10 protein-coding genes are annotated in these 12849 nt (G+C 69.6%); 2 read left to right on the top strand and 8 right to left on the bottom strand.

The features are described from left to right. Positions 1-119 precede the first annotated feature (119 nt). The 5 genes from ACWD3H_RS13085 to ACWD3H_RS13105 all read right to left on the bottom strand — a co-directional run bounded on the left by ACWD3H_RS13085 (position 120) and on the right by ACWD3H_RS13105 (position 5510). Positions 120-872 (bottom strand): lysophospholipid acyltransferase family protein, encoded by a 753-nt coding sequence (locus tag ACWD3H_RS13085; RefSeq protein ID WP_451955095.1) that lies wholly within the window; start codon positions 870-872, stop codon positions 120-122. A 48-nt stretch (positions 873-920) separates the two neighbouring features. Further along, a complete protein-coding gene (locus ACWD3H_RS13090) occupies positions 921-2564 on the bottom strand; it encodes a thiamine pyrophosphate-binding protein (protein WP_451955096.1) in 1644 nt (547 codons plus the stop codon). Further along, positions 2561-3334 (bottom strand): cyclase family protein, encoded by a 774-nt coding sequence (locus ACWD3H_RS13095; RefSeq protein ID WP_451955097.1) that lies wholly within the window; start codon positions 3332-3334, stop codon positions 2561-2563. Before ACWD3H_RS13095 ends, ACWD3H_RS13090 begins: the two co-directional genes overlap by 4 nt. A 225-nt stretch (positions 3335-3559) precedes the next feature. Next, positions 3560-3922, bottom strand: coding sequence for a hypothetical protein (locus ACWD3H_RS13100; RefSeq protein ID WP_350922516.1), 363 nt, complete (start codon positions 3920-3922; stop codon positions 3560-3562). 259 nt (positions 3923-4181) lie between these two features. Beyond that, the gene (locus tag ACWD3H_RS13105) at positions 4182-5510 is read right to left on the bottom strand and encodes a hypothetical protein (RefSeq protein ID WP_451955098.1); all 1329 of its coding nucleotides are present in this window, start codon (positions 5508-5510) and stop codon (positions 4182-4184) included. Positions 5511-6046: 536 nt separating this feature from the next. Between ACWD3H_RS13105 and ACWD3H_RS13110 the strand changes: the two genes are divergently transcribed. Beyond that, positions 6047-6706 carry a hypothetical protein gene (locus ACWD3H_RS13110; RefSeq protein ID WP_451955099.1) on the top strand — a complete coding sequence of 220 codons (660 nt, stop codon included), beginning with the start codon at positions 6047-6049 and terminating at the stop codon, positions 6704-6706. Between the two features lie 296 nt (positions 6707-7002). On the opposite strand, the gene ACWD3H_RS13115 is transcribed toward ACWD3H_RS13110, so the two are convergent. Next, positions 7003-7257: a Smr/MutS family protein gene (locus tag ACWD3H_RS13115; RefSeq protein WP_030919034.1), complete on the bottom strand. Its 255-nt coding sequence runs from the start codon at positions 7255-7257 to the stop codon at positions 7003-7005. Between the two features lie 404 nt (positions 7258-7661). On the opposite strand from ACWD3H_RS13115, the gene ACWD3H_RS13120 reads away from it, so the two are divergent. Continuing rightward, entirely contained in the window at positions 7662-10970 is a 3309-nt protein-coding gene (locus tag ACWD3H_RS13120) for a S8 family serine peptidase (RefSeq protein WP_451955100.1), read from the top strand. Between the two features lie 83 nt (positions 10971-11053). Here ACWD3H_RS13120 and ACWD3H_RS13125 read toward each other — a convergent pair whose 3' ends face one another. Both ACWD3H_RS13125 and ACWD3H_RS13130 read right to left on the bottom strand, forming a co-directional pair. Next, positions 11054-11482, bottom strand: a complete 429-nt coding sequence (locus ACWD3H_RS13125) for a CBS domain-containing protein (RefSeq protein ID WP_350922535.1) — start codon at positions 11480-11482, stop codon at positions 11054-11056. 94 nt (positions 11483-11576) lie between these two features. Then, positions 11577-12776, bottom strand: a complete 1200-nt coding sequence (locus ACWD3H_RS13130) for a PucR family transcriptional regulator (protein WP_355549289.1) — start codon at positions 12774-12776, stop codon at positions 11577-11579. Between the last annotated feature and the right edge of the window lie 73 nt (positions 12777-12849).

Genomic DNA, 12849 nt, shown 5'->3' on the forward strand with positions numbered 1-12849 from the left:
CTCATGACTTGTAGAGGATGCTCATGATTCGCGTGCTTTGTCTCGGTGAGCGATGACCTCGGCGCGGCATCCGGGGCCGTGAACCCGCCCCCGGTACGTGCGCGTGCGCGCCATCGCCCTCATGACTCGCGCCGGGCCGCCCGCTCCTCCGCCTCCTCGGCGTCGAGCTTGTCCGCCTCCTCGGGAGTGGGGGCGGTGCCGCCGAGGTGACGGGGCTGCCACCAGACGCCCTTCGGGATCTCCGGGTAGCCCCGCTGCGCCTGGTCGAGCATTTCGCTCATCCGCCCGCGCAGGTCGGCGGTGACCGCGTCGTAGTCGTCGCCGCGCTTGGGGTGCATGGGCTCGCCGACCACGATCGTGATCGGCACGTGCCGCTGCAACAGCTTCTTGGGGTGGCCCTTGGTCCACAGCCGCTGGGTGCCCCACAGCGAGACCGGGATCATCGGCACCTTGGCGCCGACGGCCATCCGGACCGCGCCGTTCTTGATCTCCTTGACCGTGAAGGACCGGCTGATCGTGGCCTCGGCGAACACGCCGACGACCTCTCCCTCCCTGAGCGCCTTCAGCGCCGCGCCGAACGCGGCGGCGCCCGCCGCGCGGTCGACCGGGATGTGGTGCATGCCGCGCATCAACGGGCCGGAGATCTTGTGGTCGAAGACCTCCTTCTTCGCCATGAAACGCACCAGGCGTTTTGAGGGGCGCGCGGCCAGGCCGGCGAAGATGAAGTCGAGATAGCTGATGTGGTTGCTGACCAGCACGGCTCCGCCGGTCCGCGGGATACGCTCGGCCCCCTCGATGCGGATCTTGAGGTCCAGCGCGCGGAACAGGGTCAACGCCGCCCCGATGACCGGGGGGTACACGATCTCAGCCATGGCTGAACCGTACCTCAGCCGCTCCCCCCTCCCACACCCGCGAAAGGCTCAGTGTCCCCGGAACGCCTCCTCCAGCCACCACGAGCCCCGCGCACGGCTGACGTGGGCGTGGATCAGCAGGGGCCGTTCCCTGGCTCCGCCCAGCCAGCGGGCCACCTCCGCGAGATCGGACCTGTCCCTTACCGTGACGGCCTCGCAGCCGAAGCCGCGGGCGATGGCGGCGATGTCCGTGGGCGGGAAGGTCACCGTGTCCAGAGGGTGGCCGTCCGGGCCGAAGTGGTGCACCTCGGCGCCGTAGCCGTCGTCGTCGTACACGACGATCACCATCGGGAGACCGAGCCGCACGACGGTCTCCAGTTCGGCGACGCCCATCAGCGCGCCACCGTCGCCCAGCGCGGCCACCGGGAGCCTGTCCGGCTGGGCCAGGGCGGCACCGATCGCGGTGGCCAGGCCGAGACCGACCGACTGGAACGCCTGCGTGAAGCAGAAACCCCGCTCGTCGGGAACGTCGAGGAACATCGATGGATATCCCATGAAATTTCCGGAGTCGATGGAGAGGACGCGTTCCGCGGGGAGCAGGTCGTCCAGTTCGATCGTCAACGTCCTGGGGTCGATGCGGCCGTCACCGCTCTCGTCGGTGTAGGGCACGTCCCGCCAGCGGTTCTCCCCGGCGATCCTGGTGGCCAGTGCCGCCGAGCGGTAACCGGTTCTCGTGTCGTCGCCGAGCAGCCGGGTGACCTCCCGCGCGGTGCGGGCGACGTCACCTGTCACGCCGAGGTGGACCGGGCGGTGGGTGCCGAGCGCGGCGGCCTCCAGGTCGACCTGGACGACCGTGGTGTCGCGGCCGATCAGCGTGCCGTGGCGCATCGTCCACATGTTGAGCGCGCACCCCCAGCCCACGAGCACGTCGGCGTCACGGATGAGCTCGGCGGTGAGCGGCGAGGCGAAACCACCGCTGACGTCCAGGTCCCACCGGCTACCCCGGAAGAGTCCCCTGGCCACGGCGGAGGTGGCCAGCAGCGCTCCGGCCCGCTCGGCGAGTTCCTCAAGTTCGCGCCGCGCCTCGCGGGCACCACGCCCGGCCACGAAGACGGGGCGGCGTGCCGCCGCGAGGATCTCCGCCAGCCGGGCGGCCTCCCCGGCCTCCGGTACGCCCCTCGGACCGTTCCCGCCCGAGGCCCCCGTACCCGAGACCCCCGGCACGTCCGGGACGTGTCGCCCCTGGACCTCCAGCGGGAGGTTGAGCAGGACCGTGCGGCGGCCTTCGCCGGCGACGCGGAACGCCTCGGCGGTGTCGGCGACGGCGGTCTCCGCCGAGGAGATCCGCAGCGGGACGGCACCCACCGCCTCCGCCAGCGCGGCCTGGTCGACGAAGAAGTTGGAGCGGGGCTCCGTCGCCTCTCCCGCCAGCACGATGAGCGGGGTACGGCTCTTGGCGGCCTCGGCGATGCCGGTCATCGCGTTGGTGAGCCCCGGCCCCTGGTGGACGCTGAGCACGCCGACCCTGCCGCTGAGACGCGCGTAGGCGTCGGCCATGGTCGCCGCGCCGCCCTCGTGGCGCGCGGCGACGTAACGCGCGCCGTGCGCGACCAGGGCATTGGTCACGTGGAAGTTGCCGCTGCCCACCACCCCGAAGGCGGTGTCCACACCGAGCGAGGCCAAGGTCCGGCCCACGGCCTCGGCGACGTTCACCTCTCGACCAGTGCCAGCACCCGCAGCGGGCTGCCGGAGCCTCCCACGATGGGCAGCGGCGACGCGACGACCACCGCGCCGGTCACCGGGAGCCGGTCGAGGTTGCGCAGCTGGGTCAGCCCGTACTTCCCCGCGCCCAGCAGGAAGGAGTGGCACGGGAAGGCCGGGTCGAAGCCGTGCGCGGCGCCGGCGTCCGTGCCCACGGTCTCCACGCCCAGCCCGGCGATCGAGGTCTCCTCGGCCAGCCAGCGGGCGCACTCGACCGAGACTCCGGGCGTGTGCGGGCCCGTCTCGTTCGCGTTCAGGAAGCGCTCCTGGTCGTGGGAGCGGGCGTCCCAGCCCGTGCGGTAGAGCAGCCATCCGCCCTCGGGCAACGGCCCGTTGGCCTCCTCCCACGCCTTGACGTGCGCGATCTCCAGCAGGAAGTCCGCGTCTCCGGCCGCCTCCGCGGCGAAGTCGAGGACCACTGCCGGGGCGATCAGCCGGTCGACCGGAACCTGCGAGACGTCCTCGCCGTCCTTTCCGGTGACCCAGTGCACGGGGGCGTCGAAATGAGTGCCGGTGTGCTCTCCCGTCACGATGTCGTTCCAGTACCAGGCGGGGCCGCGGTCGTCGTAGCGGCTGATCTCCTTGAGCGTGAACGGGACGGTGTTGCCGAACGGCTCCGGCAGCCGCAGGATCGGCGTCTCCGACGACAGCGGCGCCGTCAGGTCGATCACCTCGATCCCGCCGTTCCGGATGCTCTCCACCAGGTTTCGCAACACCGACATGACGCCTCCAACACGGGATGAGATCTGGGCAGATCTTCCTACAGCGCCGCCGCCCGCCGCCACCTCCACCGGCGCGTGACCTCGCCGCGGCCCGCCGCGGGACGCCCTCGGGAGAAACCACGCCCGGTCGCACGGCTTGCCTGGACTCCGTGAGGGTCCAGGCAAGCCGTGCGAACGGGCTCCGCGTGAGGGACCGGTGCCCGTACGGGCATGCGCGAAGCGGGACTAGCGCGTGGCCAGCAGCCCCTCCAGGAGGCCGATGACCGCCTGGATCGGCGGGGGCGTGGTCCCGAACTCCACGTCGGTCCCGCTGACGGAGTCCATCACGGTGACCGAGTTGGGCGGCAGACCCCAGCGCTCGCCGCCGTCGTGGCCGACGCCGACCTCGATGCCGGCGAAGGTGACGTACTCCCAGTTCTTGAGGTCCCTCCTGAGTGCCTCGTGGCCCTGCGCGGTCGCCCACTTGGCGACGGCCGCGAGGATGTCACCGAGGGTGTTCTCGCGCTCCTTCAGATCGCCGGACTGGAGTTCCTCGATCAGACGGTCCAGCTCGGCACGCTGGGCGAGAAGTGCCTTGATATCGCTCATGAGGGGCCTTTCGAAGAAGGTGAGGGTACGCGGATGACAGCGCTGAACTCGTCGGAACATCGTTCAAGCCGGAATCGGGCCCCCGCTCGGGCACCCCGCCGCGATCCGCGCCCTGCCGAAGGCTCCACCGATCGCCGGAGAGGACATTGCTGTCATGCGTCACATAATGGTGCCGCACCCACCCGCTCGCCGTCGATCCATCAATATGGGCTTTTAACAGTCCAAAAACACCAAGACGGAGCCGTTCTCGGAAAACGCGTCAGGGGACGGCGTCGTAGGCGTCGGCGGTGAGGCCGAGATACTCCTCGCGGCTCAGCGTCCGGGCCTCGAAGCCGAGGCCGTGCCGCGTGGCGAAGCGGTGCGCGTCCTCCGGTGACCAGGGTCCGGGCAGGTGACGGAGGATCCGGCCGCTGCCGCCCATCACGAAGAGTCCGGCCAGGTTCCCATGGCGGTAGGTCATCAGGCCGGCCGCGCATCCCGCGTCCGGCCCGATCGCGATGTCGTCGGGAACCATCCGCGGGCCGAGCCAGACGCGCAACGTACTCTTGCGCCAGACGGAGAGGTACGGTCCGCCGGGTGGCCCGAGCGCGCTGCCGCGCCGGATCCGCCGGCCGTGCCACGCCTGGCGCGCGGGGTTCAGGACGACGAGCAGGGGAGCGAAGAAGACCGCCAGCCACTTGGCGTCCAGGATGTCCAGCAGCGCCCTTCCCAGCGCGGACAGCCCCCGCCACGCGAACCAGCCGCTCGCCGAGACGATGTAGGCCATCGCCAACAGGCCCGCCACCCCGGCACAGACCGTGGCGACCGTCCTCGCCCTGGACGCTCTGGAGAGCGCCTGCCCGGTGAGGCGCGTCCAGCCGGGAGCTCGCCTGCCCAAGGTGGCACGCACCGCCCGGGGCGGTGCGATCAGGGCGTCGCGCACGGGCACCCCCCTCCCCGCCGCGAAGATGGCCACGTCCGGTGGCGTCCACTCGCCGGGCAGGTCGGCGAGCACCAGCCCGTCGGCGTCGAGCACGGCGAGGCCGGTGAGGAAACGCGACTCCTTCTTACCCGAGTTCTTGCCCGAGACGAGGACGGAGCGCTCGTACCGGTAGTGGTACAGGGCAGCGGGCGCGAGCCGCATCGAACGCCCGGAGATCGAATCCGTCGCGACCAGTGTCCGGTCGTCCCAGGTGAGGCCGGTCGCCGGAGCGGGCGTGCCCTCCAGCGCCCCGCCATACGGCAGAAGCTCGGTCGGCGCCTCTTCGGCGAGGTTGGCGGGGAGCCCTTCGTGCGCCGTGGTGTACCACTGCCGCGCCCGGTTCCCGAACGCGGCATACGCCTCCTGCTCCGTGGCGTACCGCCGGTACTCGGAGGCCAGCCCGGCAGCGGCGGCGAACGTCTGTACCTGGTGGCGGGACCTGAACCCCGGGGAGTCGAGCATGACCCTCCCGCCCTCGTCCAGGACCGCGAGACCGTAGACGATCCTGTTCCCGGAGGGGCGGCCGTACAGGACGAGCCTCGTCGCGCGCTCCTTGCCGCTGAGCGGCAGCCGCACACGGTATCGGCCGGAGACGTCGACGACCAGAGACCCGTGGTCGATCGACAACTCGCACCCTCCCCCGGTAAGTGACGGCCTCGTGTCGATCGTTACCCCCTCCTGCCCGCCAAATGAACCCCTTTTCCCCGGATATGACGAATAAAGTGAACATAAAGTTCCGAAACCGGAGGCGCTGCCCTGGACGGCCCGGCGTTTCAAGAAAGCCACCTCTACATGCCCGCCTGCGGCTTCATAGCCGTAGCCGAAACGCCTGCGGAGACCCGAAAGTCAACCCCAAGACGACCTCCAGCGCCGCCTGCGCCCTTGTCCCCAGACGCGATCGTGTGAGCCGCAGGCACCCATGCTCTCGGCGCACCTCGGACGTCGACCGAGGGCGGCCCCTGGGTTGCTTCGGCGTCGTCGGGACCCATCCGCGAGCCGAGTCGGACGCACGGCGTCTTCCTACGCCGTCCTAAGAGATACGGACCACCGGACGGCCCGAGCGCGGCACGGGATCAGAAAGATCTGGGCGCCGGCGGAGAAGCCGATCATGCCAATCAACCCACAAGTCGACCCCAAGACGATCATCAGCGCCGCCTGCGACCTTGTCCCCGGACGCGACGGCGAGTCGTTGGCACATGTGCTCTCGGCGCACGTCGGACGAAGCAGAACGCGAACCGGAGGACACGAACATGTACAAGAAGGCCCTGACCATCGCAATGGTGGCGGCCACCCTGGCCACGCTGGCCTCAGCACCCGCTTCCGCAGCGGTATCCCAGGCCGCGGCGGCGAACATTGAGATCCTCCCCGGAGCCTCCGTGTCCCTCAGGGAGCCGAACAGCATCTTCAGCTGCCCGTCAGGCGAGGTGATGACCGGTCGGGGCCACCAGAAGGACGAGAACGGCTGGACCACGTACCAGTGCAGCCGGATCCGCATCGACGGTGAACTGGTCTCGACAGGGAACGTTCGTTGGAGCAGCGGTCAGAAGGAGAGCGACTCATACTTCGTCGCTTCCGGCGACCAGGCCATCCTCGGCAGGAAGCACTACGACGACGAGAATGGCAGGACGTTTTACCTCACCGGCACGCTGCACTGGCGTGGAAGTCAGCTGCGGCTCACCAATCGGAACTGGGAATCGCCCGTGAGAGAGGACAACCACTACTCACAGGCGGGCGTCAACCAGGTGATGACCGGCCGCTGGCACGACGATGATGAGAACGGTTACACCTCCTATGAGTACGGCACGGTCACCGTCGGCGGCTGAGGACTCCGCCCGTGCTCTCCGAGCGCCGCTCCCGCCAAGGCGGATGCTTACCGGCGAGGAAAAGAGGTGCTCCCGCGAACGCATGACGCGGATCCGCGACAGGAAAGCCGGCTGCCCCGCAGAGTGTCAGCCGCTCAATGGTGTTTCGTGAGCGATTCACGTCACCTTGCGAGGCAGGGCACACGCAGGGCGCATCACGCCAGGACCGCCCGCGGTCCGATGAGATCCAGCGGATGAGAAAGCCAGGCTCAGCGGGGCTTTGGGGTAGGTGTCCGCGGGTCGGAGACCTACCCCTCCTACTTGTAGCGGAAGTAGACGAAGAGGCGGCCGTGGTTCTTGGCGTCCTTGTCGATGCGGTGGTAGAGGGCCTTGATCTCCTTCTGCTCCAGGAAGCGCAAGACCTTCTTCTTGAGCTGGCCCGAGCCCTTGCCGGGGATGATCTCGACCTCGGTGGCCTTCTTCCTGATGGCCTCGTCGATGATGCCCCGCAGTGCCTTGTCGATCTCCCCGCCCCGGTTGTAGATGGGGTGTAGATCAAGCTTGAGCTTCAACCGGGCCTCCCGCGTGTCATCTGGGGTCAGTCTACGCACGGTGGACCGTCGTGCCCTTCCGCCGGCCACAAGTGCCTCGGGGACGGAGAGCGGCCGAGCCGCGGCTCCGCGATAACCAGAACACCCGGTGCAGTCTGCAATGAAATTTGACCAATTCCAATCATGATTGTGTCAATTTCATGATCTAGGCAAATAAATGGTCTCTAGTTAGGCTGCCAGTCATGATCGGCCGCCTTTACCGGGTGGCCGATCGCGTGTCACCCGACGGGGAGGGTCACGGCTTCCCCCGGCATGCCCTGCCCCGGGCGCACGGACGGCCCCCCTCCCTGCCACGTGAGCCGTTCATGCGTGTCGAAAGGGAGGTCTCGTTGACCAGGAAGCCCTACTTACCGAGGATCAGACGCGTGGCGGTAGTCGCCGCCGGCCTCGGGCTCGTCGCGGCGATGGCGCCGCCCGCGAGTGCGGATCCCACCCCCACCCCCGCGCCGTCCGCCAAATGGACGGCGACCCCACTGACCGGGGGTGAGCCGGTCCAGGGCGCGAAGTCCCCCACCGGCAAGCTCGCCCGCAGTGACGAAGGGCTGCTGAAGTCGACCTCGGGCGCCACGGTCAGCGTGATGGTCAAGCTCGACTACGACTCCTTCGCCGCCTATCAGGGCGGCCTCGAAGGGCTTCCCGCGACGAGCCCGGCCAAGACCGGGAAGGCTCTTGACATAAAGAGCGGCGACGCGAAGAAATACCAGAAACACATCGAGGACGTCGAGAACACCTTCCTCGCCGAACTGGCCAGAAGCGTGCCGGGCGCCACGGCGGGCCAGAAGCTGCGGACCGTCTACGGCGGCATCGCGCTGCGCATCCCCGCCAACAAGGCGGCCGCGGTGCTGAAGCTGCCCGGGGTGGCCGCCGTCCAGGAGGACAAGCCCGAGCAGCTGCTGACCGACTCCAGCCCCGAGTTCATCGGGGCGCCCGCGATCTACAACAAGCTGGGCGGCAGCTCCTCCTCCGGTAAGGGCGTCGTCGTCGGCATCCTCGACTCCGGTGTCTGGCCCGAGCACCCCCAGTTCGCCGACCCGGGTACGCTGCCCGCCGTACCGGCGACCAGGGACGGCACCCCGCGCGTCTGCAACTTCGGCGACAACCCGCTGACCCCGGCGGCCGACCCGTTCGTCTGCAACCGGAAGCTCATCGGCGGTGCCCCGTTCCTCGACACCTACAACGCGGTCTACCCCGGCGAGTACTTCCCGACCAGCGCCCGTGACTCCAACGGTCACGGCACCCACACGGCGACCACCTCGGCCGGCGGTCCGGTCGCCGACGCCAACCCGCTCGGCATCAGCCGCGGCCCGATTCACGGCATCGCCCCGGCGGCGCACGTGTCGATCTACAAGGTCTGCGGCGTCGAGGGCTGCTTCCCCTCCGACTCCGCCCAGGCGGTCGGCCGGGCCATCCTCGACGGCGTCCGCGTGATCAACTTCTCGATCTCGGGCGGCACCTCCCCCTACAGCGACCCGGTGGAGCTGGCCTTCCTCGACGCCTACGCGGCCGGCGTGCTCGTCTCGGCCTCGGCGGGCAACGCGGGTCCCGGCGCGGCGACGGTCAACCACGTCTCCCCGTGGGTGACCACGGTGGCGGCCTCCACCCAGCCCAGGACCTTCCAGTCGACGATCACGCTGTCCGGTTCCGGCGGCGCGACGGCCACGCTGAAGGGCGCCTCCATCACGGGGGGCGTGCCCTCCGCGCTGCCGGTGGTACGGGCCTCGGCGCCGCCGTACTCCAACGCTCTGTGCACCACGCCCGCGCCCCCGGGCCTGTTCGTCGGGAAGATCGTCGCCTGTGAGCGCGGTCCCAACCGGGTCCTGAAGAGCTTCAGCGTCAGGCAGGGCGGCGCAGCCGGGATGATCCTGTACAACTCCAGCCCGCTCGACGTGATGACCGACAACCACTGGCTCCCCACGGTTCACATCGACAAGCCCGATACGGACGCGCTGCTGACGTTCCTGTCGGCCAACCCCGGCGCGACCGCCTCGTTCACCCAGGGCACCAAGGCCACCTGGCAGAGCGACAGGATCACCACGTTCTCCTCGCGCGGCCCCGGCGGCGACTTCCTCAAGCCTGACGTCACCGCCCCCGGCCTGCACATCGTGGCCGGACAGACGCCGGTGCTGGAAGGTCCGGCCGGTGGCCCGCCGAACAACCTGTACCAGGTCATCGCGGGCACGTCGATGTCGTCGCCGCATGTCGCGGGCTCCGCGGCCCTGGTGTTCGCGCTGCACCCGGACTGGACCCCCGGCCAGGTGAAGTCCGCACTGGAGACGACGGCCAAGACCTCGGTCACCAAGCAGGACGGCGTCACCCCGGCCGACCCGTTCGACACCGGCGGCGGGCGCATCGACCTGACCAAGGCCGGTGACCCCGGCCTGACCCTGGACGAGACGGGCGCGAACTTCCTGGCCGCGGCCGACGACCCGCTGAACCGCATCGACCTGAACCTGCCGTCGGTGAACGCCCCGATCATGCCGGGTCTCATCACCGCCAAGCGGACGGTCACCAACGTCACGGACAAGACGCTCACCTTCGCCGCCACCGGCACGACCGTGGCCGGCGCCAACATCTCGGTGCTACCGCCGCTGTTCACCGTGAAGGCGGGCAAGACCGCCAAGTTCAGCGTGGTGATCACCGCGCCCGACCTGCCCGAGGGGCAGTACTTCGGCCAGGTGAACCTCAAGCAGGTGGGCGGCTCGCGCAACCTGCACCTGCCGGTCGCGTTCGTCCGCAAGCAGGGCGCCGTCCCGGTGGAGCAGACCTGCGCCCCGGCCACCATCCCGCGTAACACCGGCGAGTCCACCTGCACCGTCACCGTGCGGAACGACACGCTCCAGGACGCCGAGGTCACCGCGGTCAGCACGCTGGACAGCAAGCTGCGCCTGAACTCGGTGACCGGCGCCACCAAGGTCGGTTCCCAGATCGCGACGGCGAAGACCACCCTCGCGGCCAGGCAGCCGGACAGGCCGGGCATCGCCCCGGGCATCGGGCCGGCCCCGTACCTGCCGCTTGACGCCTTCGGTATCGCACCGACACCGATCGGCGACGAGCAGGCGATCAACTTCACGGTCCCCGCGTTCCAGTACGCGGGCAAGACCTACACCAGGATCGGCATCGTCTCCAACGGCTACACGATCGCCGGAGGAAGCTCGGGGTCGACGGACATCTCGTTCGAACCGCAGACCCTGCCCGACCCCTCGACCCCGAACAACGTGCTCGCCCCCTACTGGACCGACCTGGACGGCACCGGCGCGCCGGGCGTCTACGCCGGGACGCTGACCGACGGCGTCAGCGACTGGCTCGTCATCGAGTGGCGGGTCAACCTCTACGGCACGACCGCCACCAAGGTGTTCCAGCAGTGGATCGGGCTGAACGGGACCGAGGACATCACCTACACCTACGACCCGGGCAACCTGCCCGGCGACCCCCCGGCGGGCTACGGCCTGACCGTGGGAGCGGAGAACGGTGACGGCACCGCGGGCGGCCAGATCACCGGCCCGCCGACCGAGGACCTCCGGGTGACCAGCACGCCCGGCGCCCCGGGTGGCAGCCTGAACTACACGATGAAGATCAAGGGTGTCAGCGCCGGGACCGGGAAGGTGACGACGGGAACGTCGACACCGCAGGTCAAGGGCGTGACCATCGAGGTGGACAAGATAGTCGTCCAGTAGCGGGAGAGGATATCGGACCGATGGGCCCGGCGCGTCGCGCCGGGCCCATCGGGTCTTCACCGGGAACTTCGGGGAACGGGCACTCAGCGGTGGAGGTAGTCGACCAGGTAGGCCTTCTCCGTCTCCAGCGCCTCGATGGAGCTCTTGACCACGTCGCCGATGCTCACGATCCCGGCCAGCCGGCCGGCGTCCACGACCGGCACGTGCCGGATGCGATGCGTGGTCATGGTCTGGCGGAGGTCATCGACGTCGGTGTCCGGGGGGCAGGTGCGGACCTCGGTCGTCATGATGGACGACACCGTGTCGTCCAGCACGCGCGCGCCCCGGTCGTGCAGCCGTCGTACCACGTCGCGCTCGGAGACGATGCCCTCGATGGAGGAGCCGTTCTCGGACACCACCACGGCGCCGATGTTCTTCTCGGCCAGGATGGCCAGGAGTTCGGTGACCGTCGCACCTGGGCGTACGGTCGCCACCTCTGTTCCCTTGCCTTGCAGAATCGTACCGATCAGCATTGACACCACCTCGGTTCAGCCTGGCGCAGGTATCCCTTTCCTCTGCCCAGTCGGGCCTCACGCTAAGCCACCGAGACGGCAAAACGTGTGACTGTCACGTAACGGGCAGCAGCCGGACCGCGTCGAGGGCCAGGGTGAGCTCGACGATGTCGAGCGGGCGCGCCAGGGAACGGCCGGTGAGCTGCTCGATGCGGCGGATGCGGTTGAAGACCGTGTTGCGGTGGCAGTACAGCTGCCCCGCGGCGCGCATGGCCGAGCCCTCGCAGCGCAGCCACGCCTGCAGGGTGCCGAGGAGCACGTCCCTGTCCGCCTGGTCGAGGGCGAGGATGGGCCGCAGCACAGCTCCGCTGAGGTGGCCCGCGAGCTCGGGCTGGCTGACCACCAGGGCGGCGGGCAGCCTGTCCTCCAGTCTGGCGATCTCTGGGCCGTCGCCCACGCACGTCCGCAGAGCGAGCTCGGCGAGCCGCCTGGCGCGGCCCAGCTCGGCCAGTCCCTCGACGATCGGGCTGATCCCGGCGCAGCCGGTGACGTGCGGGCGCAGCTCCTCGGCCAGGTGCTCCATGTCCGCGTCGTGCAGCAGCACCACCGACACCTCGTAGTCGGGGCGCATCCGCCACAGCAACCGCATCGCGCCCAGGGCGGTCGGCCGTGGGGCGTCGTCCCCGTGGTCGTGGCGGCCCGGCAACCTGGTGATGACGACGGCGTACCGGCCCAGCTCGGGCAGGTCCAGCGCGGCGGCGGCACTGCGGACCAGGGCGGCGTCCGCCCGGTCCTCCAGGAGCGCGTCGAGCAGGGCCTGGACCCTCTCGGCTGTGCGGCCGAACATCTCGGCCTCCCGTCGTCGGTAGGCCTCGGCGGCGGCGATCGCCTGCCTGTCGATGGCGTGCCACACCTTCGTGGCGCTGCGGATCAGGACCGGCAGGCTGTCGGACTCCTCCTCGGTGACCACGTCGATGAGGCCGTCCCACATCACCTGTGCGGAGAGCCGGTAGCTGCGCAGCAGGGAGTCCATGGGCAGGCCCTGCTCCGCCCTGCGCCGGGCGGTCTTCTCGGCCTGTGGCAGGTCGCGCCGCTCGGGGCGGGGCAGCAGGATGGCGCCGATGCCGTCCCGCATCGCCTCGTAGACGCTCTGCCAGTGGTCGTCGGTGGGCACCATCCTGCGGTACGCCTCGTCGGTGTCGCGGATCCTCGCGACGAGCTCGTCGGTGAGCTCGGGAAGTCTCAGCAGCAGCCGTCGGGCGGCCAGGCGCATGATCCTGCGTACTTCGTCATCCGTAACCGGCCGGGTCCCCATCTGGGAATCGTGTCAGCAAGTCAGGTAATGGAACAAGGTTCTGTTCTGTTTCGTGATCCGGGGTTGTACTCGC

Source organism: Streptosporangium sp. NPDC002607 (assembly GCF_053592655.1).